The following is a 23,017-nucleotide window of genomic DNA, read 5'->3' as shown; positions in this document are numbered from 1 at the left end:
TATGAAAAAACGGATTCTCAGGCGCGGGAATCCGTTTTTTCATGCATTGTTCTTCTTTTGTTTCGCTGCCTCTTCTTCGACACGTTGCAACAAGGCCTGAACAATTTTCTCGTTTTCTCGTTCGCCACCGAGTGACAAGAGACTTTTCCCAACGAAGTTTGCCCCTTCATTTTTTCCTGTATAAATCAACAGACAACGAGCGTGTCCAAGTGGTTTGAGCGTAAACGTCATCTCAATCTTAAATATTTTAGCTAACGTGAATCCAATCGTATTTTGTTTAAAGTCCGGCTCATTCGTATAGGCTAAATCGGTCACGATGTAGGTTTCGAGTCGGTTGCCCTGCATGTACGTTTGACGATACGTCGAACCGACGACACCCGGTTTTCGTTCAATCACCTCATGCTGGACGACGTTCGGAATCAGACGTTGCAGCCGCGTGTGATCAAACAAGTGCCATGCTTCCTCAATCGGGATATCGAGCTGTCGTTCTTCTCTCCACGTAATCATAGATCCGCCCCCTTTCTATACAAATACCCTGTCATCCGGTCTTGTAACGTCCGGTGACAGGGCGGGAGCAGATTCTTATTTTACTGTGCTTGTTTCAAGAGCAGCTCCGAGGAACTTCGCCAGTTCAAGCATGCCGTAGCGTCCTGCAGCAGCTTCGGCATCGGAATTATAGTTCGTATTCGTATTGACATCATACGTATAGATCGTACCTGACGCATCCTTAATGAACTCGATACCTGCGACCGCGATCTGGTTCGCTTGGAGGAACGCTTCGTACTTTTCAATGATTGGATCATCGAAGCCTTCAACGATTTGGAACTTCATCGGTGTTTGCGGCGCTTCTTCACCAACTGGGCAAAACAAGTCATCAATCACACACGCATCAGCTGGGCAAAGTTCGAATCCTTCCGACGTATCGACTCGGACCGCATAGACGAATTTTCCACCCACGAACTCACACCGCGTGATGTACGGTTCTGGTGCTTGGATGTACTCTTGAATCAACGTGATGCCATCGACTGGTTCGTCGAATGTCGAACCATCGAGATAAGCTTCAAGTGCTTCAATCGAATGGAATAACTGGACGCCGAGACCTTTCCCGGCACGGTTATGTTTCGTGATGAATGACGAAACACCGATTTCTTTTGCTGCTTGTACGATTTGATCACGTCCGACAGCAGCTGTTGTCTTTGGTACACGAATCCCAGCCTTACGCAATGCCGTGTATTGATTGACTTTGCTGACTTCAAGACGGAGCGCACGCGTTCCGTTAAAGACAGTCCGGTCATGCTCTTCTAACCAAGCGAGGACCCCTTCCGTCAACTCTGGCGCATAACGATGCCCCCGCGTATGCGAAGACGCACTCATACGACTGTAAAAGACACCTTCTGGCGGCAGTTCATCTAACGGTACGATTCCTTCATTCAAGTGCCACTGCTCGTACGGCAACTTGAGTTCGTCGAGACGTTTGATGAGATGATCCGTCCATTCTTGGTTTTCGTGGAGAATATGAATTTTTGTCATGATTGTTGACCTACCTTTCGTTTCGCTTCGACCAGTGGCATTACGTCACGGGCAAAGCGTTCCATTTCTTCGAGTTGTGGTGAGAATTGTAACAAGAGCAACGTGACACCAACGGCTTCGAACGCTAGAATCCGTTCGGCAATCTGTTCTGGTGTTCCGATCAAGTTCGGTCGCAGACCACGGTTCGAGACGGAATAATCATTTCGCTCGACCTGTTGTTCGAGTTGCGATTTACTGATGAAATCTTGATAACCGGCATAACCGGCGCTGTCTTCCTTGACGTCCGTGATGCGTTGCCACTCAAGAAGCGCTTCTTCTTCCGTATCCCGGCAAATGATGTAGGCAGCAAGACCGAAGCTCTCAAGCGGTGCGTGTCCCGTCGCTTCCCGGCGTATTTTCATGTCATTGATTTTATGAGCTACTTCTTCAACAGTGCCTCCATGCATGACGTAGGCATCACAATGTTCGACGATCGTCCGTTTTCCGGCTTCACTCTCTCCACCAGCGTAGAGCTTAATTCCCGGACGCTGGACGGGTTTCGGATGGAGTTCTGCCTGTTCGATCGTATAGTGATTGCCGGAGAAGCTGTACGGTGACGCATCTGCCCATAGTCCTTTCATGACCGTGACGAACTCTTCCGTTCGGGCATAGCGTTCATCGTGTGCAGTAAAAATACCGTTGTATTGTTTTGCTTCTTCTGCCCACCAGGCCGAGACGACATTGAGCGTAAATCGTCCTCCACTCAACTGATCGATGTTTGCCGCCATCTTCGCCGTCGTCGCCGGATTATGGAACCCGGGACGAACCGCTGTCATGATTTCAAGACGTTCTGTTGTTGCAGCAATCGCCGCTGCCGTTGTCCATGCCTCAAGACTCGGTTCCTTGATGCCTTTGATATCGTTCAAGTTCAATTCCGCAATTAACGTCGTCGAGAAGCCGATGCGTTCAGCTGTTTGTGCGACTTGTTTCGCATAATCGAATGTCGCTGGCATCTGTTCATCCTCGACGTTACGTAACCATCCCCCAAAAATCGGTAACCAAAAACCATACTCCACTCCATCGTCCCCCTTATCATAAAAAAACGCTCTTTTCGAAGTTCGAAAAGAGCGACGGTATCTTGTCCTGTCCGCTCTTATCTTCAGAAGGTATTCCTTCCTGGAAGTAGCACCTTCCGCCATAGCGGGGTTGCTGAAGTGTCTTCGGGCCAGTCCCTCGACTTCTCTAGATAAGATGTGTTGCATTCATCGTACAGAATTCATTGAACTAAAGCAACCATTAAACCGTCTTTTCCTATCGGATTTACCCCTAAAGAAAAATCCCGACGTAGTGTCGGGATTCGGAATTAGTATGGTGCGACGAAATCTGATGTCTGCTCTGGCGCCTGCTCCCCACGAATACGATCGTAGAATTTGGCAAGCGTGACACTGAAGTATGGTCCGACCCATAGGACAGCAAGACCAAGCGTAACGATGACAAGCAACGCCCAACCAATGAATGATAGGAAGAGTAAAAATGCTTCCATTTTATGACCATCCATGAGTTGACGTGAACGCGTGATTGCCTCGAGAATACCGATTGACGGCTCATCCCGAAGGATGTAGTACGTCAACAAGTAAGAGAATGACTTGATGATACCAGGGATGATTAAGAGTAACGTCCAGAGCGCGATAAAGATGAATTGAACAATGGCCAGCCCCACCACTTTCAGGAACATACCATATGGCTCAAACAAATCCGTCACTTTCGTTTCTTCGCCACGAGCAATCGACATGGCAATCCATGTCCAACCGACTCCTACTGGAATCAATAAAATCGACACCAATGATACAACGAGATCTATACTACTAGACGGCTCATCGATATCCGATCCAAATAAATTAGGAACACCCTGAATAATACTAAACAGCAGAAAAGCTAGGACTGCAAATCCCCAACGACCGCTGAGCGACTCCTTCGCTGCTTTCTTTAATTGAGATGACATGAGTAAGGTCCTCCTTGAAAAATAAGTTCTCACCTTACTCTACGGCTTAAAACTTCTAATGTTTCACTCTTTTTTCAATAATTTCCCGTCTCGTTGCTGGTTGAGCCAAGCACGCTCAAGTTGTCGTCCACATGTTAGAACGAGCGTTGAACATCGAAGCGCTTCATCGCAAACGAAATGTCATGTTTTTCGTCTATGTATGCTGATATATCTCCACAGCCGGATCCCGTTGCTTGTATTTCGCGACGATGACGATCAGGACCGTGATGATCACAAGCAGGAACCAAGAAGACAATTTTCCGAGATCAACGACTTCCCATCCTCTTTCCTGATGCGGATAGACCCACCCTTTAAAGAACGTCACGATATTCTCAGCGATCCAAATAAAGAACGCGATCAGTAAAAAAGACAGGACGAGCGGCATCCGGTAGATCGTCTGCTCGATCGTAAAATGAACCCATGACTTATAGAAGACAAGGACGACGAGGACCATCAATAGCCAGCGTGCATCGAAGATCCAGTGGTGGGTGAAGAAGTTGAGATAGACGAGACTGCCTACGCTGATCGCAAGCCAAGGTGGTGGGAATGCTGTGAAGCGTAAATGAAATCTTCGGAACGCTTGACAGACATAACTTGCGACACTTGCATACATGAATCCTGCATACAAGGGAACACCAGCCACTTTCGTTAGAGCCTGTTCCGGATAACTCCAAGACCCAACGTTCACTTTGAACAGTTCAAGTGCTAGACCAATCACGTGAAAGAGTAAGATCAGTTTGAACTCTTCCAGCGTTTCATAACGCGTGACAAGTAAGACGATTTGGACGAGAAGACACCATAGCAACAGGAGATCGTATCGAGCGATCGGTTCAGCAGGAAGATAACGTGAAAGAGCAAGCGCTGCGAAAATCATGACGGGAAAGACGCAACAGACGGCTTCTATGTATGTAAAACGAATCAGGTGTCGGATCGCTTTCATCCTGTCATCTCCTTTTTTCTTCAGTATACGTTTCTCTTTCGACCTTCCCCTCCTTCTTAAGATGGAAAAAACGGAAAATTTCGTCTTTCTTCTTCTACTTTCCTCATGATACAGTTAACGAATCAATTATTTTTAAGAAATGAGGTGTTAGACATGACGCGTCATCGTGCTTCCTGGTTATTACGCGCTACGTTAAAGTGGGGACTCTTCCTACTCGGTTTATTTTTACTCGCTCTCGGCTCATCGATGATGATCACTGCTGAACTCGGTGTCTCGACGTGGGATGTATTGCATCTTGGTCTCCAAAAGAAAACACCACTGTCCGTCGGAACGATTATTTTGCTCGTTGGTCTATTACTCGTGTTCGTTAAGTACACATTAGACCGCGTCACACCACAAATTGGAACACTCGTCAACGCGATTTTCGTCGGTGTCTTCATGAATCTTGTCCTTAATTCTCATCTCTTACCCTCTTTTGAGTCGATCTGGTTGAATACGATCTGGTTGATTTTCGGCATCTTCATCATCGGCATGGGGGCAGGTCTTTATGTTGCTGTCGGATATGGAGCCGGTCCACGCGATGGGTTGACGCTGACACTTGCAGAGCGATTTGGAACGTCGATTCGTCTGATGCGGACGATCATGGAGGTCACGGCATGCGGCATTGGCTGGTTGCTCGGTGGTCCTGTTTTCTTCGGTACAATCCTCTCGATTTTCTTAATCGGACCATTCCTACAATTTTGGTTGTTCTATTTCCGTCGGATCATTGCAGCGATCGATGCAAAAGGAATTCCAGCGTCTAAACGCCAAATTAGCTAAGTCGCCTGACTCGATATCATTCCGCGTGAATGATATCTCTTTTTATGTTAAAAGCAAATAAGTTGCGTCATCAAATTAAACACGTTATATTCGTTTACATATCAATCTTTGATACGTCAAAGGTTTCTTCGAACGAAGGGAAGGATGTGATGGATTGAGTATCTCCTGCACTGAAAAAGGACGATTGATCTATGCACTCGTTTCTGTCAATAAGACGATTGCTCAAAAATTCGATCTCTGTACGGATGGTTTTAGTCAGACTCGAATGGATCTACTCGCTCAACTACAAGTCGATCAAACGATTAGCCAAAAAGAGTTACAAAAACGCGTCAATGTGGATCATGCGGCAGTGACCCGTCATCTCAAGCACCTGGAATCGACCGGGATGATTGCTCGCGAGCGTTCAGCTGCTGACAATCGGGTGATTCTTGTTTCTTTAACGGAACAAGGGGCGACGCGCATCGCTCAATTACGCGAACAAAAAGATGAGTTTCTCGAGGATCTACTCGAAGGATTCTCTGCTGAAGAACAACGGACGTTAGCTGAGATGATTCAGCGCATCGAAGCAAACGCTGACGCATTACCTAAACTAAAAGAGGAGTCGATTTAATATGGCAACGCAAACTCAAACAGACTTCATGGAAATCGTTAAAGGACGTCGCTCGATTCGTAACTACGACACGAACGTGAAAATTTCAAAAGAAGAAATGACACAAATCCTTGAAGAAGCAACACTTGCACCTTCTTCCGTCAACATGCAACCATGGCGTTTCCTCGTCATCGATAGCGAAGAAGGAAAAGCAACACTTGCACCACTCGCGAAATTCAACCAAGTCCAAGTCGAGACATCTTCTGCTGTCATCGCTGTCTTCGGTGACATGAACGCAGTCGATCAACTCGAAAACATCTACGACACAGCTGTTGCGAAAGGGCTCATGCCACAAGAAGTACGCGATCGCCAAGTACCTGCGATCCAAGGCATGTACAGCAGTATCTCAGCAAACGATTTGAAAGATAGCATCTTGATCGACTCAGGTCTCGTTTCGATGCAATTGATGCTCGTCGCTCGTGCGCACGGATATGATACGAACCCAATCGGTGGTTACGAGAAAGATCAAATCGCAGAAGCATTCGGTCTTGAAAAAGAGCGTTACCTCCCAGTCATGTTGCTTTCAATCGGTAAAGCAGTAGATGCAGGATATCCATCGGTTCGCCTACCGATCAACGACATCGCAGACTGGAAATAAGTTTTTCACACCACAAAAAAGAAAAAACATACACAAGGGAGATTGAATAATTATGACTACTCAAACAACAACGGACTTCATGGAAATCGTTAAAGGACGTCGCTCGATTCGTAACTACGACACGAACGTGAAAATTTCAAAAGAAGAAATGACACAAATCCTTGAAGAAGCAACACTTGCACCTTCTTCCGTCAACATGCAACCATGGCGTTTCCTCGTCATCGATAGCGAAGAAGGAAAAGCAACACTTGCACCACTCGCGAAATTCAACCAAGTCCAAGTCGAGACATCTTCTGCTGTCATCGCTGTCTTCGGTGACATGAACGCGGTCGATAGCATCGAGACAATCTACGATATGGCTGTTGAAAAAGGTCTCATGCCACAAGAAGTACGCGATCGCCAAGTACCAGCCATCAAAGGTTTCTACCGTCCAGAAGACGTTGAAACATTACGTGACAGCATCTTGATCGACTCAGGTCTCGTTTCGATGCAATTGATGCTCGTCGCTCGTGCGCACGGTTACGACACAAACCCAATCGGCGGTTACGAAAAAGATCAAATCGCGGAAGCATTCGGTCTTGAAAAAGAGCGTTACCTCCCAGTCATGTTGCTTTCAATCGGTAAAGCAGTAGATGCAGGATACCCATCGGTTCGTCTACCAATCGCTGACATCGCAGAATGGAAATAAGCGATCTCACTCAGTCCGGATTCCTTTTATAGGAATCCGGCTTTTTTGTATACTCAGAGAAAAGGAGGCGTCTGTAATGTATGATGTGACGATTATCGGAGCCGGTGTAGCGGGAATCTTCCTTGCTCATCAGCTCGTTGAAGATGGGCAATGCGTCTTACTGCTCGATGCCGGAAAACCAATCCGCAAGCGAACAGTAGAAGATGCGTATCTTGGATTTGCAGGGCTTGGAAAATCAGAAGGAAAATTCAATTATGCGATGGGATTCGGCGGAGAGCTCGTCTCAAAAATCGGTGAAGAGACGACACGACGACTGTTCCAAGAAGTCGATAATCTTTTATGTACATACGGTGCCGATATGATCGAGACCTACTCGACGCATTCACCTGCTGTCGCAATTCGCGCCCGTCGTGCTGGTCTCCATACGGTCGAGACGACCGTCCGTCATTTAGGCACAGCACGGACAGTTGGCGTCTTCACGGCGTTTGAGGATGCTTTATTGCCACGACTCGATGCTCGTTTCGAAACGACGATCGAACAGATCACGAAGTCGGAGGCGTTTACGATTAAAACAGCGGACGAAACCTTCGTAAGTCGACGGATCGTGTTCGCGACGGGTCGTTCCGGTGCAGACTTTACGTTGCAACAGTTAGCGACGCTTGGTGTCATCCCACAGCGGATCCGACTTGATCTCGGAGTGCGGGTCGAGACGGATGAGGCACTATTTCGAACATTACTACAGGAGACGTTCGAGACAAAGCTCGGTTACGACTCACCTTATGGTAAAGCCGTCACCTATTGCATGAATCCATGCGGACGGATCATCCGCAAATATCAAGAAGGACTCGTCATGCCGGACGGTCAAAACGTCCATGAGACGGCAGATGGATCAACGAATTTGAACTTTACACTATTTCTCCCGCGTTATTTTTCGACGTTAGCACAAGCCAATGCATACGCCACACGCGTTATCGGAGGAATCAATCAAGGACAGGATCGCATCGTTGTCCAGCGCCTCAGTGACTTTCGAAAATCGCGAGCGACAACAACGGATCAATTGCTTCATAACGGAATCATCCCTTCGCTAGCTGCTTCCCCTGGAGATTTACACGCGGAAGTACCTGTGGAAGACCTCCTCGTCTTGGAAGGTTTTTTAAAACGCCTCGAGCGACTCCTTGAGACGGAACTTCCAGCAGATACGTTACTTTATGGACTAGATGGTAAGTTTTACGCACCGATGCTTGAGACGTCAGAAACATTTGAGACGACATGCTCCGGTGTCTATGCGATCGGTGATTGCTCTGGTGCAACGCACTCTCTTGCCCAAGCAGCCGCTAGCGGACTTCATCTCGGACATGCTTTGACGCAAACAAGCCGGTCCCTCTTCGCCTAAGCGGAGATGGACCGGCTTGTTTTACTTCTTGAATGCTTCATATACCTTCAATTGTTTCCCTTTGACTTTCGTCGTCTTCATCGCTCGTAAGACAAGCGGACCTTTGCCGTTCAGGATATCGACATACGTCAACGTATCCTGAATCGAGATGATCCCGATATCGTCTGCTGTGACGCCTTCAATCTTCGCGATCGTTCCAACGAAGTCGACGGCACGAAGTTTCTTTTTCTTTCCGCCGTTAAAGAACAACTTCATGATGTCGGCATCGAGCTGTTCCGTTTTCGACGAACGCGTATCTGCCGTCGCCATTTTCTCTTCGAACGCATCCGCTGTCCGCATCAAGTCCTTTTCCGTCGGTGCTTGGCGGCGTGTCAGCTTCCCGTGATATTGCTCGATTTCCTTCAGGCGACGTTCGTCTGCTGGTGTGACGAGACTAATTGCTTGTCCAGTTGCTCCTGCACGACCCGTCCGACCGGTCCGGTGAACGTAGCTTTCTCGTTCGACAGGGAGATCATACTGGATGACATGCGTGATGTTCTCAATATCGATACCGCGTGCTGCGACGTCTGTTGCAACGAGAATCCGGAATTTACCGGCACGGAACGCCTTCATCGCATCGAGTCGATCGTCTTGTTCCATTCCTCCGTGAATCGCTTCAACCGGATAGTCATGTGCACGGAGACCATTCGCAACGAAATCGACATGTTCTTTCGTCCGACAGAAAATCATACAGCGATCCGGGTTTTCAGCGACGAGGACATCTTTTAGAATCGCGAATTTCGTCTTATCCGTCACCGGAATATAACTATGCGTAATCGTTGAGACGACGGTTTCACCCGCTTCGATTCGTTTCGGTGCATCCATGTAACGATTGCTCAACTGTGCGATATCTTCCGGGAAGGTCGCAGAGAATAAGAGTGTCATCCGATCTTTTGGTAACTCGGACAAGATGGCGTCGACTTGATCGAGGAAGCCCATATTCAGCATTTCATCGGCTTCATCCAAGACGACGTAACGGATTTTCTCAAGCGATAGCGTGCCCCGCTCGATATGATCGCGTACACGTCCCGGTGTACCGACGACGACGTGTGTCTTTTGTTTGAGTTCCGTGACTTGTCCACGGAACGGTTGCTTGCCGAAGACGGCCGTCGCTTTGATCCGCTTATAGCGTCCGATGTTCATGATGTCTTCTTTGACCTGCAAAGCAAGCTCACGTGTTGGCGTCAAGACTAAGACTTGTGGTTTGTTTTCTTCCCACTCGACGAGTTCACAAAGGGGGATTGCGAAGGAAGCCGTCTTCCCACTTCCTGTGCGTGATTTGACGATGACGTCTTTTCCAGATAATACGACGGGAATGACCGATTGCTGGACTTCGGTTGGTGCCGTGTAGCCGAGTTGCTCGATCGAGTCGAGAATCGGTGTGCTTAAGTTAAAATCATTGAATCGTATACGTGTCATAGGATGTCCTCATTTCTTATCGTAAAAAAAGCTTCCCACCGAAACGATGAGAAGCCCAACGAATTATTTGGATGCTACTTTATCTTTTTTGATTTGCTTACTACGTAATTGACCACACGCAGCATCGATATCTGTTCCGTGCTCAAGACGAACACCACAGTTCAAGCCGTTCTTCTTCAACGTATCGTAGAACGTCGTGATATCTTCAGACGTACTGCGTTGATATTGACCGTGCTCATCGACTGGGTTGTACGGAATCAAGTTGACATACGTCAGGTGACGTTTGTCTTCAAACAATTTCGCGAGTTCGACCGCGTGTTCTTTTTGGTCGTTGACGCCACGAAGCAAGATATACTCGATCGTGATTTTACGGTTCGTTGTTTGAACGTAATAATCGATTGCTGGCATCAATTTCTCAAGCGGAATCGCCCGGTTGATTTTCATGATTTGCGTACGCAATTCATTGTTTGGTGCGTGAAGCGAGATAGCTAAGTTGACTTGGAGTTTTAAGTCAGCGAACTTGTAGATCTTGTCTGCCAAACCACTTGTTGAAACCGTGATGTGACGCGCACCGATTGCAAGACCATTGTGGTCCTTGATGACGTTCAAGAAGTCGACCATGTTGTCGAAGTTATCGAACGGTTCACCGATACCCATGACGACGACGTGGCTGACACGTTCTTCGTTTCCGACTGCATCGAGGTGATGTTGAACGTTCATGATCTGCTCAACGATTTCGCCTGCTGACAAGTCGCGGCTCTTCTTGATGAGACCACTTGCACAGAAGCTACAGCCGATGTTACAGCCAACCTGTGTCGTAACACAGACAGAAAGACCGTATTTATGACGCATCAAAACCGTTTCGATCAAGTTGCCATCATATAATTTGAAGAGGAACTTGATTGTTCCGTCTGCTGATTCTTGCTTGACCGCTTCTGTCATCGAGTCAATCGTAAAACTCTGATCTAACAACTCAAGGCAATCCTTGTTGACATTCGTCATTTCCGCGAAAGTCGTGACACGTTTACGGTAGAGCCAATCCCATACTTGTTTGGCACGGAATGGTTTGTGCCCTTGATTCGATAACCATTCTGTCATCTGTTCAAGCGTTAATCCATAAATGGATGGTTTATTCATTTCAAAAGACCTCATTTCTTTTTCCAGAACTACAACATTCCTTTATCTTAGTAAAAATCAGCGCGTGACGCAACGTTCAAATCCTAAATGTTCAGTTTCTGTAAATTTTTTTCGTCACTTTCGATCAAATCGACAGACTTCGACGCCCGAATTGAACGAATGCTCCAGTCAAGAAAATGAGAAATAGGACGAATAGGATGACCGAATGGAGCAGAAAATGATTCGTTCCTTCTAGTAATTGCGTCGTATTGAATAAGGAGAAGACGGATAGATAACGGAGCCACTCTGTCTTGTCACTCAGTTCAGACAGAATCGTCAAGACGATCGATAGGACGAGTACACTACCAGCAAGCGAAAAAGCACGTCGTTCTTCATCGAATAACGTCGCAATGAATAACGTAAATGTACCAATTGCAAAGAGTAACATTAGCGCATTGAGTTGAATTCGCCATAATACCATAGTATCGATCGTAATTCCGCTCATCCACCAATCCGCTACCATCAATACGAGACCGTTCAGCGTGACGAGAAGAAGACTAGCGAGTCCGATGACGCTTGCAACTGCTAACGTATAGTCATTTCGTGTGATCGGTGCCGCTAGGTAGACGATCAATTCTCCATTGTCGATTGGTCGCGCGACGAGTCGTGCTGCTAGCGAGAGTAAAAATAGACTCGCGATGACTTGGAAGATCAATCCGTAATAATTCCCACCGAGCAGATCAAGCACATTATTGAATCCTGTCACCTTATCGTATTGAAAGGCTTTCAAGACTTCCGGAGGTAACGCTTCTAGCTTTGCTTCTAGTAAACCTGTCTTCATCATCGATGGATAAAGCAACGCAAGCATCAACAAATAAAGACTCGTTCCAATCGAATAAGCAAGAACAGGCTTTCTGACTTGCTTGAATAAAGAGCGGATTAGCAACATCACGATGGTTCCTCCTCGCCGTAATAATGCAAAAAGACCTGTTCTAGATCATCCGCCGATTGTCGGATCAATCGCACATCATACTGCGTTAAATAAGCAATCACCTGGTTTAAGGTTAACGTCTCATCCGTTTGAAAACTGACTTCTGTCCGCTTCGGTTCAACGCCGACTTGCCTCGCGAATTGCGCCGCCTCCGTCTCACTTTGAAAAACGATCGTGTACACCTTTCGACTCGATCGAATCAACGCATGAATATCGGATTCGACGATGATGCGGCCCGCTTTGATTAAAGCGGCTCGATCACACGACTTTTCCATCTCTGGAAAGTGATGCGAACTCATCAAGATCGCTTTTCCCGCTTGTTTCTCCTGTTCAATCCACTCTAAAAAACGCTCTTGCATCAAGGGATCAAGTCCACTTGTCGGCTCATCGAGTAGGTAGACCGGCGCATCCTTCATGAAACAACCGACAAGTGCCAGTTTTTGTTTCATTCCTTTTGACATCTTTCGGATTTTTGTCTTCGTCTCAAAGGGAAACCGTTTCAACAACAATTGCCGCCGTGCCGGATCGCTGCCGTGTAGTCGCTGCATCAAATCCAGCATGTCTGCTCCTGTCATCTCTCCAGGCAGACTAATTTCACCCGGTAAATAACCGACCAACTGCTTTACTTCTTTACTTTGATTCCAGCAATCAAAACCGCCGACGGTTGCTTTTCCATCGTCCGCAGCCAGTAGTCCCATTAAATGCCGGAGCGTCGTTGATTTTCCGGATCCATTTGGTCCGATAAAACCGAATATCATACCCGGCTCAACCGTAAAACTGACATCGAATATCCCGCGTCCCGGCGCAAATTCCTTCGTCACATGCTCCAAACGGATCATCATCCGACCTCCTCATCCTTTATTTCGCTCATCACTGTATTCATACCCGTTTTGAAGCAGTTTGTTCGGATCAAAACGATAGATGACGAATCGCTCGTCGTGATTTTTGTCATAAAGATCCTGCAATCGAATCTCATCAACTTGATCAAATACGGTATGGCGCTCTAGATATTCCCGGTATTCATCAGTTGGGTAATACAAAATGAGATCAACTGAACGCGAGGAGCGCTCGACTGAATCTAGGATGTGATCGACTATTTTCATGAAAATTTGCGAAGAGAATGGATTGAAAAAATAAAACTTGTTTGCCTCATCCGGAATGACGTACTGCTCGGCATACGCCTGTTCAAATCGTAAACCTCCGGAACGCCGCTTCCGTCGACTTTGGTAGTTCCCCATATTCCGGATCGCGTCTTCGTAAAATTGTCCGTTCATCTCGATTCCGATGACGGAGCAGTCAAAACGGTCGTGTAAGTAAAAGTTCAAGCGCCCTTTCCCACATCCGAAGTCAATGACAGTATCCTGTTTTTGAAACAAATACGTTTCGCACAGTTCGTCTAGTGCTGCATAGGGCGTTGGTTCATATCGATTGTAGTGACTGAACACACTATAAAGATGTTGCATCTCAATGGTCTCAATTCGTAGTCGTTGATCGTATTCCTGTTCATTCATCGTTTGTTCCTTCTTTCCGGCATTCTTGCCTTCATCGTACTATACTGAAGAAGTACATTATTCGTTTTTTGAAAGGGGATTTCATAATGATCGTCGTTACGAACCGTATTAAAGTCAAAAAAGGAATGGCTGCTGCCCTCGCTCCTCGTTTTACACGTCCAAGTGGACTTGATACGATGGATGGATTCATCCGCGTCGAGGTCTTGTTGACACAAAACATCGAAGAACATGATGAGATGAACGTCAACATGTACTGGGAAGATATGAAGAGTTTCCAAGCATGGCGGGAAAGTGACGATTTCAAAGCGTCCCATAGTCGACCGGCGAATAGTGAAGCGGGAGAATCGCCAATGCTCGGTAGCGAGATTCTGACGTACGAAGTCGCTTCGGTCAAAGAACGCGCGCAATAAACTAAAAAGGACTCGTCTTGAGTCCTTTTTGTGTGCCCATATCAAAATAGTGAAAGGGTGTATTTGTCTCAAATGGTATTATTTGTTATTATAGTGCCAATACAGAGAGAAGAGGACCTTTCATGAATTCGTTAACTATATTTGAACAAGTCATTCGTAGCTTACCTGACGATCGTACGTTACGACGTGATGAATTATGGACAAATGATTTTTTATTGCAACAGGAGAATAATCTAACCGTCTATTATTCTCCGATCGGTGAATATATCAATACTGAGGCTAAAGTCGTCATCGTCGGGATCACACCTGGCTTTGAACAGATGCGAATCGCCTTTGAGGAAGCGACGGATGCGCTCCATCATGGTGCTTCGCTAGAAGAGACGGCACGGCTCGTCAAATATACAGCCAGTTTTGCTGGAACGATGCGACGTAATCTCGTCCAGATGTTAGATGCACTTGAGCTTCCAGCATTGCTTGGAATCGAGACGACGGCTAGCTTATTTCATCAACATCAGGAATTATTACATCCGACGTCACTGTTAAAGCAACCCGTCTTCTATCGGGAAAAAAATTATTCGGGGCATCAACCGAAGATCAGTCGCAGTCCTTTATTGAGACATTATGCGGAGGAACACTTCGTCGCTGAAATCAATCAGCTACGAAAACCGACACTGTTGATTCCACTTGGTCGTGTCGTCGAAGCACAAGTCCGTAGTTTGATTCATGATGGACGAATCGAACAGCATCAGCTTCTTTCAGGCTTCCCTCATCCATCTGGTGCGAATGGTCATCGGAAAAAACAGTTTGAAGAGAATCAACCGTACTTAATGAAACAGCTCATTCAGCATTTTGCGGAGTAGCTCATTCTTTTTTTGAAAAATGACGCCATCCTCATACGGATAGCGTCATTTCAATTTAAACCATTAATAAACACACATCATTCGCGAATGCTACTGGATCCTCGAGTGGGAGTCCTTCGACAAGCAATGCTTGTTGATACATCAGTTTTGTATAGCGCTCAAATTTCGAACGGTCGTTTTGATAAGCTGATTCAAGAGATTTAAACACCAGGTGTGACGGGTTCAACTCGAGAATCTTGACCGCTTCTACCCCTTCATTATTCGGCATCGCTTTCAAGATTTTCTCCATCTCAATTGAGACGGCGCCGTCTGTCGCAAAGCAGACAGGATGCGATTTTAGACGCGTCGATGCTTTGACTTCCTTGACCTGTCCACTTAAGATCTCCTGCATCGCTTGGAACATTTCTACTTGTGCCTCTGTCGTCTCTGCTTCTTCTGCTTCGATTCCTAAGTCACTGCTCGTAACTGATTTGAATGTTTTCTCGTCATACGTCATCAGCATCTGAATCGCGAACTCATCGATCTCTTCCGTGAAGTACAAGATGTCATATCCTTTATCACGGACGAGCTCGGATTGCGGTAATTTATCCAAACGATTTGTGCTCTCACCAGCGGCGTAGTAGATATGCGCTTGGTCTTCCGGCATCGCTGCGACGTATTCTGCGAGCGTGATCAACTTCTTCTCCTTCGCTGAGTAGAAGAGGATCAGGTCCTGTACCTGTTCTTTATGCATGCCATAATCATTGTACATACCAAACTTCAGCTGACGTCCGAACGCTTGATAGAACGTTTCGTACTTCGCGCGATCTTCGCGCAAAAGTGCTTCGAGTTGTGTTTTAATTTTACTTTGGATATTTTTCGCGATCAGTTTCAATTGACGATCGTGTTGCAACAACTCACGCGAGATGTTAAGCGATAAGTCCTCCGAGTCGACCATTCCTTTGACGAAACTGAAGTGATCCGGCAACAAATCACTGCATTTTTCCATGATCAACACACCATTCGCGTAAAGCTCGAGTCCTTTTTCAAATTCTTTCGAATAATAATCGTACGGTGCCTGTTCCGGAATGAATAAGATCGATTGATAACGAACGGCGCCATCGACGCTGATATGAATGTGTTTTGCCGGTTTGTCAAAACCATACCGCTTCTCTTGGTAGAAATTCGCATAGTCTTCGTCTGTCAATTCTCGTTTGTTCTTCCGCCAGATCGGCACCATACTGTTGATCGTCTTGACGACCTCGACCTCTTCCGTCTCATCACTGCCTTCGATCGGCTGACGTTCGAGTTCCTTCATCTCGATCGGATAACGGATGAAATCCGAGTATTTCTTGATGATGCTGCGCAGACGATACGTCTCGAGGTATTCGTTATACGATTCTTCTTCCTCGTTCGCCTTGATGTGGAGCGTAATCTCCGTTCCGACGGTTTCTTTGTCGACTTCCTCGATCGTATAACCTTCGACACCACGCGATTCCCATTTATAAGCGACTGCACTGCCGTACGGTTTCGTAACGACAGTGACGACGTCTGCGACCATGAAGGCAGAATAGAATCCGACACCGAATTGACCGATGATATCATGACCATCTTGTGCTTCATTCTCTGCCTTGAAGGCAAGCGACCCACTCTTTGCGATCGTACCGAGATTCTCTTCTAGTTCTTCCTTCGTCATTCCGATTCCCGTATCACGAATGATGAGTTGACGCGCTTCTTTATTTGGTTCGATCGTAATTTTGTAGTGTTCCTTTTCGAACGAAATCGTCTCGTCCGTCAATGCTTTGTAGTACATCTTATCCATGGCGTCACTAGCATTCGAGATCAATTCGCGCAGGAAAATCTCCTTATGCGTATAGATGGAATGAATCATCATCTCCAGCAATCGTTTTGATTCCGCCTTAAATTGTTTCGTTTCCATGCTCATTCTGCCTCCCTTTTTTAGCACTCAATCATACAGAGTGCTAATTCATCTCCTATTATTAGGGAGTTCGAAATATCTGTCAATCACCTTTTTCACTGTATGTCGCGACTTTTTCACGGACGATTTTTCCGATTTGACGTAAGTGTTCCGCTGACCCATAGGTGCCATGGCTGACGCCTTTTTCATCCTTTCGATTACCGAGACCGATGAACTGCTCACTCGGTTTGAAGTGGAGTCCGACGACGGGGACCTGAAATCGTGACGAGAAGCCGATTTGAAAAATCGCGTCTGGATAATCCGTTGGTCGATAGGTTGTCCAATCGATATCTGGTTCGAGCTTCGCAAATCGTTCCGTGTGTTCCTTCCCGAGCAGGATGATTCCTTTTATCGAAAACAGTTCAAGCAGGCGCATTAGAAATGTTTGACCGAACGGACTATCTTCCAACACGCTGCGTTCTTTGATCGCTCCCATGTAATGGTGTGTCGGAAACGGGAAAAAATCCAAGTGAATGACTGGATCAAACGTCTTTTCGTAAAACGACGCACCGAGTCCGTTCAAGAATCCTTCGAGCTTACCGCCACCAGGTCGACCGAACCAGGTCCGGTACACATTTGGTTGTTTAAAGTAACGATTGAAGCGCCGGATTGAATCTGTCAGCGTCTCCTCCTGGAGATAATCCTCCCATGACATCGACTTCGGACGAATAAAGAGCGGACCGGTCTCGTCGAATCGTAATGCGCCCGTCCGGTCTAAAAACTGCGTTCGGGATGGGTTCGTCGCAATCGTCACCCAACTGCTACGCGTCGCATCACCAAACCAAAGGACAGGTGTCGTTTGATCAATCAGTTGATCTGCGAACGTACTTTTCTCGAGCGTCATTTGATACTCGACAGCTTCCTGTAATAATTTTTTAGCAAGTTGCCATTGATCGGATGTCAGCGTTCTCATCTCCCTTTTTACAGCGATTATGCTGTTGTAGATGTACCCCTTATCTTCTATTACTAGACGCATCGATGGGTTTAATCTCCATTTCTCCGGGAATGTTTCATAAGGTGAACGATACGACTTAGGAGGGATTTAGCAATGGGTAGACTGGATCAAAAAATAGCTGTCATTACCGGCTCGGCAACAGGGATTGGACAAGCGACTGCGCTTGTATTCGCAGAACAAGGAGCAACGGTCGTTTGTGCCGATGTCTCACTTGAAAAAGCACAACAAACAGTAGAACAGATTACACAACAAGGCGGGAAAGCGGAAGCCGTCCATGTTGACGTCTCAGACGTCGAGAGTGTTGAGCAACTTGCGAAGCATGTCAAAGAGACATACGGTACGGTCGACGTCCTCTTCAACAATGCCGGAATCGATGAACAAGGCGGGAAAGTCCACGAGTATCCAATCGATCTCTTCGACCGGATCATCGCTGTCGATTTACGCGGTACATTCCTCGTCAGTAAATTCTTGATTCCACTCATGCTGGATAACGGTGGTTCGATCATCAACACGTCATCGATGTCGGGTCGCGCAGCTGACTTGAACCGGTCTGGTTATAACGCAGCGAAAGGCGGAATCGCGAACTTCACTCGCGCGATGGCAATCGATTACGCGCGTCATGGTATTCGTGTCAATTCGTTATCGCCAGGAACGATTGAAACACCACTCATCGATACACTCGTCGGTGAAAAAGAAAAAGAACAAGGCAAACAGTTCCGCGATGCGAACGCCTGGATCACACCACTCGGTCGACTCGGTAAACCACGCGAGATGGCAACGGTCGCCCTCTTCCTTGCTTCTGACGACAGCTCATATGTCACAGGTGAGGACATCACGGCGGATGGCGGCATCATGGCTTATACATGGCCGGGAGAGATGTTAATCGATTCGAAGTGGAAAGACGAAGCAGAAAAAAGTGAATGAGCAATGCGCGGTGTAACCCTTTAGTTGCACCGCTTTTCTTTTACCTCAAGACGTTCAGTACCGTAAATTATTTTCTGAATTAGTTTACCTCCCTGAAGTATTTTTATCAGGGTACACTACAGGTAAAGGGGGAAAAATTCATGCAAACAGCGATTACTTACTTACAACGGTGTCTTCAAATTCCAAGTGTCAATCCGATGGATGGAGAAGAAGCCGTCGCACGTTACGTATACGATGTATTGGTCGATCATCAGATCTCGACAGAATGGATTGAAGTTTCACCAAAACGAATTTGTCTCGTCGCGACCGTCCCTGCGAGCGAGGATGTTTCACGTCCTGCCGTCCTCGGTCTATCTGGTCATCTCGATACGGTTCCAGTTCAAGAAGACGGCTGGACGAAAGATCCATATGGTGGCGAAATCGAAGACGGCCGCATCTATGGTCGTGGGGCTTCTGATATGAAATCAGGTGTCATGGCAATGGTGCAAGCACTGATTCAATATAGAGAACGTCAAGAACGACCAAACACTATCAAACTTCTGATTACATCCGATGAGGAGAATGGAATGACGGGTGCTCGTCATTTGACCGAACAAGGACACGCGGATGATTTAGACGCTTTACTGATCACAGAACCAACAAGCGGAATGATCGGTTATGCACAAAAAGGTGTCGTTGGGATCGAAGTGACATGTCGTGGGAAAAGTGCACACAGCTCTGCCCCTCAACTCGGACGTAATGCGATCGATGACGTCTATCGCGTCATCCAGGAAGTGAAGTCGGAACGCTTCTCGATTACGGCGAATCATCATCCGGCGCTTGGTCCGGTCGTTGCGTCGATCACCTCGATTTCAGGAGGCGAAGGACCGAATGTCGTTCCGAGTCAGGCTTCCTTTTATATGGATATCCGGACGATTCCCGGGTTCGGTCGAGCGGACGTTCTTGCTGCCTTTACAGCTATCGAGCGTCGTCTTGTAGCAGAAGATTCCGAGTTTGATATGAACGTGACCGTCATCAAGGATATTCCTTCTTGTGAAACCGATGAACAGGCGCCTTTCTTGCAACAGGTCGCGGATACGATGGAGCAGGTTAGCGGCGTGACACCACGAAAAATCGCTATTCCAGGTGGAACGGATGGTGCGATGTTCAGCCAAGCGAAAAAGTCATTTCCAATCGCAATCGCTTCATTCCATGATTTCCGTCTCGCACACCAAGTGGATGAATCGATTCCGTTATCCGAATATGAACAAACGATTGCGTTTTGCTTCAACTTGATCAACACACCATTACATCAATCGCTCCCATCACATTAAAAAAAGAAGGAACGACATTCGATATTGTAACCGAATGTCGTCCCTTCTTTTTGTGTTAGCGCCTTTCATCAGCTGATTCAGTAGACGCCAAGTTGTGCTAACGCCTCACTTAAATAACTTTGATCACTGCGAAACTGGTGACTCGTTTGTCCGTCAGACCAACTGATGAAGACACGACCAAGTCGGTCATAGCGTAAGCGGAGACGAATTACTCCCTGCTCGAATACGACTTCACCGTGTAACGACTCATGGACGTGAGCAAAGTTACGGATGAACACATCATATTGATTGAATGTAACTGAAAACTGGTGTTCACTATTCCGCCCTACCATCTGAATCGTTAGTTCTTCTTGCGTTGGATATACGTGTAAGATTTCCCATAGTACACTGCTTTCTTCTCCTCGAAACACGATACGATGCTTCATTCGATTTCCACCTCTGAGCCACAGGATATTTACTAGCACTTCTCGAAAGTAACCCATATCTTCTTCATCCGAAAGGAGTCTGCTTATGCCTGATACGCCAAAGACAGGTCCTACCGAACAGTCCGTTGATGCCTTTCTGACACAAGTCGAACCGCCGCAACGTCAAGCAGATGGTATCACACTACGTCAGTTCTTCGAAGATGTCACGGGATATGAAGCCGTCCTTTGGGGTTCATCCTTGATTGGTTTTGGTTCCTACCATTATCGCTATGCCTCCGGCCGCGAGGGCGATAGCTTTTATGTCGGCTTTTCTCCGCGGAAGACGAACCTCGTCCTTTATCTCGCACTTGGTGAAGACGCAGTCTCAGAACGACTGCTTGCCAGTCTCGGTACGTATCGACGCGGTAAGTCCTGCATTTACGTCAAACGACTGACTGACATCGACTTAGGCGTACTTCGGGAAATGATCGAGCACTCGATCCGCACGTTAAGAACCATGTACCCCTCTTGATTTCAATCAAAAACAGCCGAAGCGAATGCGCTTCGGCTGTCTTGTTATCGAATTAATGTCCGCCTTCCGTCCGGTCGATATGGCGAATGTGTTTGAGATTGACCCCGATGATGATGACGGATAAGAGGACGAAGCCACTTCCGACATAAAACGGTAGATTTGCGTTGAAGATTTCAGCCAATTTACCGGCCATGAATGGCGCGATGGCTGCCCCGAGAAAACGTAGGAAACTGTATGCCGCAGATGCTGTCGAACGTTCGACAGGTGCTGCATCCATGACAGCTGTCGTGATGAGCGTGTTGTTATTCCCAAGCACAGCTCCCGCCAAGATGACACAGACGATGACGACGGCTGGAGTTTCCGTGAAGATTCCCATTAAAAGAAGCAAGATCGCGAATGTGATCAACATCATGATCATCGCTTTGATCGTTCCGAACCATTGTTTCAGTTTCGGAGCCGTTAAGACTGATGTGATCGCAAGCAACATCCCCCAACCGAGGAAGACGAATCCGAGTCCTTTCGCTGGTAGTTTCATGACGAATGGTGCATAGGCCATGATCGTAAAGAAACCAACGTTATAAAGCGCCGCAACGATTCCGAGTGTCAAGAGCGAACGATGCTTCATCGCTTGGAACGGTGCTTTTAATGATAACTTTTGTTTTGGTGCAGCAGATGCTGCTGGTTTTGGCATCAAGAAGAGCAAGACGAGAAACGCGATGACCATGATTGTCGCAACACCCATGAATGGGGCGCGCCATGTGATCGAACCGAGTGTTCCGCCTAATAGCGGTCCAATCGAAATCCCAAGACCAACGGCTGCTTCATACAAAATGATGGCTTTTGCTGTTCCGCCTGACGACAGCGAAACGATCGCAGCCAGTGCGGTTGCGACGAACAAAGCGTTCCCAAGTCCCCATCCACCGCGTAACGCGACGAGCGTCCAAATGCTGTCTGCTTGTGAAGCAAAACCAGCAACAGTTGCGATGACGGCGATCCCGAGCATTAATGTTCCTTTTTGACCAATCCGTGATGAGATCGCGCCTGTAATTAACATCGCGAATGCCATGACGGCGTTATAACTTGTAAATAAGAGCGTTACTTCACTTTTGGACGCTTCTAAATTCTCGGCAATCGTCGGTAACACGGGATTGACGAGTCCCATTCCCATGAATGCTGTAATACTGGCGAAAAAGACTGCCCAAACAGCAACCGGTTGATGGAATAATCCATGTTTGCTTTCCGCTAATACCGTTTCCGGCTCAAGCGTCGTCGTTTTTTCAGCAAGTGCCATAGTGTCCCTTCTTTCTATTGAATGTATTATATGAACTGTTTAAACGAATGGCGGATGACGTCGCCTCGACTAATGATCCCAACAAGACGTCCTGCCTTAAGGATTGGAAGCTTTTTGATCCGTTTTGAACCGAGCGTTGCTGCAATCTCTTCCATTTCTGTATCAGCGTCTGCTGTTACAACCTTCCGGCGTGCAAGTTCCATGACAGGTCGATTCAAGATATGACGAATTCGATCTTCATAATCTTCTTCGTCTCCTTTGATGACATCTACATATAAGAATGTATCGACGATGATGTCCTTGTGTTTTCCGATCGCGCGCATGATATCTCCGTCACTGATATAACCGACGACCTCTTGCTCGGCATTGATGACGGGTACGCCGCTAATACCAGATTGAATGAATCGTTCGATGACCGTACGAATCAGATCTGTATCGTTTACCGTAATGACCTCTTGTTTCATCGATTCATAAGCTTTCATCTGAATTCTCCTTTGTCGTTCGTTTCTCATCTACGAAAGTTGTATGATACAATTAAAAGAACAAAAATGATTGTATAATACAACTACAACTCTGTCAAGCCTCCTGCTTTTCGCATTGACAGCTTATCCACATTGGGTAATCATGAGGAACAGAGAGACTTTTTTTGAAAGGGGAG

General features: G+C 46.8%; 25 protein-coding genes and 1 riboswitch. Of the genes, 10 read left to right on the top strand and 15 right to left on the bottom strand.

Features of this window, described 5'->3' with window-relative positions; translation table 11 throughout:
• Positions 1 to 39 precede the first annotated feature (39 nt).
• The 5 genes from Q7C19_RS13020 to Q7C19_RS13000 form a co-directional block, all read right to left on the bottom strand.
• The gene (locus Q7C19_RS13020; protein WP_035411867.1) at positions 40 to 507 is read right to left on the bottom strand and encodes an SRPBCC family protein; all 468 of its coding nucleotides are present in this window, start codon (positions 505 to 507) and stop codon (positions 40 to 42) included.
• 75 nt (positions 508 to 582) lie between these two features.
• Complete coding sequence (locus Q7C19_RS13015; protein WP_375092302.1) at positions 583 to 1,530, bottom strand: ATP-grasp domain-containing protein; 948 nt, start codon at positions 1,528 to 1,530, stop codon at positions 583 to 585.
• A complete protein-coding gene (locus Q7C19_RS13010; RefSeq protein ID WP_035411862.1) occupies positions 1,527 to 2,585 on the bottom strand; it encodes an LLM class flavin-dependent oxidoreductase in 1,059 nt (352 codons plus the stop codon). The genes Q7C19_RS13015 and Q7C19_RS13010 overlap by 4 nt, the downstream gene beginning before the upstream one ends.
• A gap of 74 nt (positions 2,586 to 2,659) precedes the next feature.
• A riboswitch (SAM riboswitch) is annotated at positions 2,660 to 2,762 on the bottom strand.
• 110 nt (positions 2,763 to 2,872) lie between these two features.
• Positions 2,873 to 3,511 (bottom strand): DUF975 family protein, encoded by a 639-nt coding sequence (locus tag Q7C19_RS13005; RefSeq protein WP_035411859.1) that lies wholly within the window; start codon positions 3,509 to 3,511, stop codon positions 2,873 to 2,875.
• Between the two features lie 193 nt (positions 3,512 to 3,704).
• Positions 3,705 to 4,490, bottom strand: coding sequence for a DUF817 domain-containing protein (locus Q7C19_RS13000; RefSeq protein ID WP_081780432.1), 786 nt, complete (start codon positions 4,488 to 4,490; stop codon positions 3,705 to 3,707).
• Between the two features lie 153 nt (positions 4,491 to 4,643).
• Between Q7C19_RS13000 and Q7C19_RS12995 the strand changes: the two genes are divergently transcribed.
• From Q7C19_RS12995 to Q7C19_RS12975, 5 genes are all read left to right on the top strand, one after another.
• A complete protein-coding gene (locus Q7C19_RS12995) occupies positions 4,644 to 5,309 on the top strand; it encodes a YczE/YyaS/YitT family protein (protein WP_035411857.1) in 666 nt (221 codons plus the stop codon).
• Positions 5,310 to 5,463: 154 nt separating this feature from the next.
• Positions 5,464 to 5,919 (top strand): MarR family winged helix-turn-helix transcriptional regulator, encoded by a 456-nt coding sequence (locus Q7C19_RS12990; RefSeq protein ID WP_035411854.1) that lies wholly within the window; start codon positions 5,464 to 5,466, stop codon positions 5,917 to 5,919.
• Between the two features lies 1 nt (position 5,920).
• Positions 5,921 to 6,556: a nitroreductase family protein gene (locus tag Q7C19_RS12985; RefSeq protein WP_035411851.1), complete on the top strand. Its 636-nt coding sequence runs from the start codon at positions 5,921 to 5,923 to the stop codon at positions 6,554 to 6,556.
• A 52-nt stretch (positions 6,557 to 6,608) separates the two neighbouring features.
• Positions 6,609 to 7,244, top strand: a complete 636-nt coding sequence (locus tag Q7C19_RS12980; protein WP_023469790.1) for a nitroreductase family protein — start codon at positions 6,609 to 6,611, stop codon at positions 7,242 to 7,244.
• A gap of 76 nt (positions 7,245 to 7,320) precedes the next feature.
• Positions 7,321 to 8,637, top strand: coding sequence for an NAD(FAD)-utilizing dehydrogenase (locus Q7C19_RS12975; protein ID WP_375092301.1), 1,317 nt, complete (start codon positions 7,321 to 7,323; stop codon positions 8,635 to 8,637).
• 21 nt (positions 8,638 to 8,658) lie between these two features.
• Here the strand turns inward: Q7C19_RS12975 and Q7C19_RS12970 are convergent, their stop codons facing one another.
• The 5 genes from Q7C19_RS12970 to Q7C19_RS12950 all read right to left on the bottom strand — a co-directional run bounded on the left by Q7C19_RS12970 (position 8,659) and on the right by Q7C19_RS12950 (position 13,713).
• Positions 8,659 to 10,095 carry a DEAD/DEAH box helicase gene (locus Q7C19_RS12970; RefSeq protein WP_035411845.1) on the bottom strand — a complete coding sequence of 479 codons (1,437 nt, stop codon included), beginning with the start codon at positions 10,093 to 10,095 and terminating at the stop codon, positions 8,659 to 8,661.
• Positions 10,096 to 10,158: 63 nt separating this feature from the next.
• On the bottom strand, positions 10,159 to 11,232 hold the full coding sequence (rlmN, locus tag Q7C19_RS12965) for a dual-specificity RNA methyltransferase RlmN (protein WP_023469793.1): 1,074 nt from the start codon (positions 11,230 to 11,232) through the stop codon (positions 10,159 to 10,161).
• A 124-nt stretch (positions 11,233 to 11,356) separates the two neighbouring features.
• Positions 11,357 to 12,160, bottom strand: coding sequence for an ABC transporter permease subunit (locus Q7C19_RS12960; RefSeq protein WP_375092335.1), 804 nt, complete (start codon positions 12,158 to 12,160; stop codon positions 11,357 to 11,359).
• A complete protein-coding gene (locus Q7C19_RS12955; protein WP_035411840.1) occupies positions 12,160 to 13,041 on the bottom strand; it encodes an ABC transporter ATP-binding protein in 882 nt (293 codons plus the stop codon). The genes Q7C19_RS12960 and Q7C19_RS12955 overlap by 1 nt, the downstream gene beginning before the upstream one ends.
• A gap of 12 nt (positions 13,042 to 13,053) precedes the next feature.
• On the bottom strand, positions 13,054 to 13,713 hold the full coding sequence (locus Q7C19_RS12950) for a methyltransferase (RefSeq protein WP_081780430.1): 660 nt from the start codon (positions 13,711 to 13,713) through the stop codon (positions 13,054 to 13,056).
• 86 nt (positions 13,714 to 13,799) lie between these two features.
• Between Q7C19_RS12950 and Q7C19_RS12945 the strand changes: the two genes are divergently transcribed.
• Together Q7C19_RS12945 and Q7C19_RS12940 are read left to right on the top strand one after the other, a co-directional pair.
• The gene (locus Q7C19_RS12945; protein WP_035411837.1) at positions 13,800 to 14,123 is read left to right on the top strand and encodes a heme oxygenase; all 324 of its coding nucleotides are present in this window, start codon (positions 13,800 to 13,802) and stop codon (positions 14,121 to 14,123) included.
• 122 nt (positions 14,124 to 14,245) lie between these two features.
• A complete protein-coding gene (locus tag Q7C19_RS12940; protein ID WP_375092300.1) occupies positions 14,246 to 14,983 on the top strand; it encodes a uracil-DNA glycosylase family protein in 738 nt (245 codons plus the stop codon).
• A 55-nt stretch (positions 14,984 to 15,038) separates the two neighbouring features.
• Here the strand turns inward: Q7C19_RS12940 and htpG are convergent, their stop codons facing one another.
• Positions 15,039 to 16,901 carry a molecular chaperone HtpG gene (gene htpG / locus Q7C19_RS12935; protein WP_375092299.1) on the bottom strand — a complete coding sequence of 621 codons (1,863 nt, stop codon included), beginning with the start codon at positions 16,899 to 16,901 and terminating at the stop codon, positions 15,039 to 15,041.
• Between the two features lie 82 nt (positions 16,902 to 16,983).
• Positions 16,984 to 17,853, bottom strand: coding sequence for a hypothetical protein (locus Q7C19_RS12930; protein WP_290753680.1), 870 nt, complete (start codon positions 17,851 to 17,853; stop codon positions 16,984 to 16,986).
• 135 nt (positions 17,854 to 17,988) lie between these two features.
• Between Q7C19_RS12930 and Q7C19_RS12925 the strand changes: the two genes are divergently transcribed.
• Together Q7C19_RS12925 and Q7C19_RS12920 are read left to right on the top strand one after the other, a co-directional pair.
• Positions 17,989 to 18,819 carry an SDR family oxidoreductase gene (locus tag Q7C19_RS12925; RefSeq protein WP_056064722.1) on the top strand — a complete coding sequence of 277 codons (831 nt, stop codon included), beginning with the start codon at positions 17,989 to 17,991 and terminating at the stop codon, positions 18,817 to 18,819.
• Between the two features lie 140 nt (positions 18,820 to 18,959).
• A complete protein-coding gene (locus Q7C19_RS12920) occupies positions 18,960 to 20,132 on the top strand; it encodes a M20 family metallopeptidase (protein ID WP_052019146.1) in 1,173 nt (390 codons plus the stop codon).
• 77 nt (positions 20,133 to 20,209) lie between these two features.
• On the opposite strand, the gene Q7C19_RS12915 is transcribed toward Q7C19_RS12920, so the two are convergent.
• On the bottom strand, positions 20,210 to 20,557 hold the full coding sequence (locus Q7C19_RS12915) for a hypothetical protein (protein ID WP_375092298.1): 348 nt from the start codon (positions 20,555 to 20,557) through the stop codon (positions 20,210 to 20,212).
• 85 nt (positions 20,558 to 20,642) lie between these two features.
• Here Q7C19_RS12915 and Q7C19_RS12910 point away from each other — a divergent pair, with 85 nt between their 5' ends.
• Positions 20,643 to 21,068 (top strand): DUF1801 domain-containing protein, encoded by a 426-nt coding sequence (locus Q7C19_RS12910; RefSeq protein WP_290753691.1) that lies wholly within the window; start codon positions 20,643 to 20,645, stop codon positions 21,066 to 21,068.
• Between the two features lie 52 nt (positions 21,069 to 21,120).
• On the opposite strand, the gene Q7C19_RS12905 is transcribed toward Q7C19_RS12910, so the two are convergent.
• Positions 21,121 to 22,359, bottom strand: coding sequence for an MFS transporter (locus Q7C19_RS12905; RefSeq protein WP_035411817.1), 1,239 nt, complete (start codon positions 22,357 to 22,359; stop codon positions 21,121 to 21,123).
• Positions 22,360 to 22,385: 26 nt separating this feature from the next.
• The gene (locus Q7C19_RS12900; RefSeq protein ID WP_035411814.1) at positions 22,386 to 22,841 is read right to left on the bottom strand and encodes a CBS domain-containing protein; all 456 of its coding nucleotides are present in this window, start codon (positions 22,839 to 22,841) and stop codon (positions 22,386 to 22,388) included.
• Between the last annotated feature and the right edge of the window lie 176 nt (positions 22,842 to 23,017).

It is taken from the genome of Exiguobacterium sp. PHA03, from assembly GCF_041945985.1.
In the GTDB taxonomy this organism is placed as follows: Bacteria; Bacillota; Bacilli; order Exiguobacteriales; family Exiguobacteriaceae; genus Exiguobacterium_A.
The sequence above is the reverse complement of the archived record's forward strand: the minus strand, read 5'-3'. Positions and strand labels throughout refer to the sequence as shown.

Bases quoted from the DNA above. Each gene is read 5' to 3' on its own strand.
- Q7C19_RS12905 (WP_035411817.1), bottom strand. From the start codon at position 22,359: ATGGCACTTGCTGAAAAAACGACGACGCTTGAGCCGGAAACGGTATTA.
- Q7C19_RS13020 (WP_035411867.1), bottom strand. From the start codon at position 507: ATGATTACGTGGAGAGAAGAACGACAGCTCGATATCCCGATTGAGGAA.
- Q7C19_RS12930 (WP_290753680.1), bottom strand. From the start codon at position 17,853: ATGAGAACGCTGACATCCGATCAATGGCAACTTGCTAAAAAATTATTA.
- Q7C19_RS12970 (WP_035411845.1), bottom strand. From the start codon at position 10,095: ATGACACGTATACGATTCAATGATTTTAACTTAAGCACACCGATTCTC.
- Q7C19_RS13000 (WP_081780432.1), bottom strand. From the start codon at position 4,490: ATGAAAGCGATCCGACACCTGATTCGTTTTACATACATAGAAGCCGTC.
- rlmN (WP_023469793.1), bottom strand. From the start codon at position 11,232: ATGAATAAACCATCCATTTATGGATTAACGCTTGAACAGATGACAGAA.
- Q7C19_RS12995 (WP_035411857.1), top strand. From the start codon at position 4,644: ATGACGCGTCATCGTGCTTCCTGGTTATTACGCGCTACGTTAAAGTGG.
- Q7C19_RS12925 (WP_056064722.1), top strand. From the start codon at position 17,989: ATGGGTAGACTGGATCAAAAAATAGCTGTCATTACCGGCTCGGCAACA.
- Q7C19_RS12955 (WP_035411840.1), bottom strand. From the start codon at position 13,041: ATGATCCGTTTGGAGCATGTGACGAAGGAATTTGCGCCGGGACGCGGG.
- Q7C19_RS12900 (WP_035411814.1), bottom strand. From the start codon at position 22,841: ATGAAAGCTTATGAATCGATGAAACAAGAGGTCATTACGGTAAACGAT.
- htpG (WP_375092299.1), bottom strand. From the start codon at position 16,901: ATGGAAACGAAACAATTTAAGGCGGAATCAAAACGATTGCTGGAGATG.
- Q7C19_RS12960 (WP_375092335.1), bottom strand. From the start codon at position 12,160: ATGTTGCTAATCCGCTCTTTATTCAAGCAAGTCAGAAAGCCTGTTCTT.
- Q7C19_RS12910 (WP_290753691.1), top strand. From the start codon at position 20,643: ATGCCTGATACGCCAAAGACAGGTCCTACCGAACAGTCCGTTGATGCC.
- Q7C19_RS12920 (WP_052019146.1), top strand. From the start codon at position 18,960: ATGCAAACAGCGATTACTTACTTACAACGGTGTCTTCAAATTCCAAGT.
- Q7C19_RS12945 (WP_035411837.1), top strand. From the start codon at position 13,800: ATGATCGTCGTTACGAACCGTATTAAAGTCAAAAAAGGAATGGCTGCT.
- Q7C19_RS13015 (WP_375092302.1), bottom strand. From the start codon at position 1,530: ATGACAAAAATTCATATTCTCCACGAAAACCAAGAATGGACGGATCAT.
- Q7C19_RS12975 (WP_375092301.1), top strand. From the start codon at position 7,321: ATGTATGATGTGACGATTATCGGAGCCGGTGTAGCGGGAATCTTCCTT.
- Q7C19_RS12950 (WP_081780430.1), bottom strand. From the start codon at position 13,713: ATGAATGAACAGGAATACGATCAACGACTACGAATTGAGACCATTGAG.
- Q7C19_RS12985 (WP_035411851.1), top strand. From the start codon at position 5,921: ATGGCAACGCAAACTCAAACAGACTTCATGGAAATCGTTAAAGGACGT.
- Q7C19_RS12915 (WP_375092298.1), bottom strand. From the start codon at position 20,557: ATGAAGCATCGTATCGTGTTTCGAGGAGAAGAAAGCAGTGTACTATGG.
- Q7C19_RS13005 (WP_035411859.1), bottom strand. From the start codon at position 3,511: ATGTCATCTCAATTAAAGAAAGCAGCGAAGGAGTCGCTCAGCGGTCGT.
- Q7C19_RS12940 (WP_375092300.1), top strand. From the start codon at position 14,246: ATGAATTCGTTAACTATATTTGAACAAGTCATTCGTAGCTTACCTGAC.
- Q7C19_RS12980 (WP_023469790.1), top strand. From the start codon at position 6,609: ATGACTACTCAAACAACAACGGACTTCATGGAAATCGTTAAAGGACGT.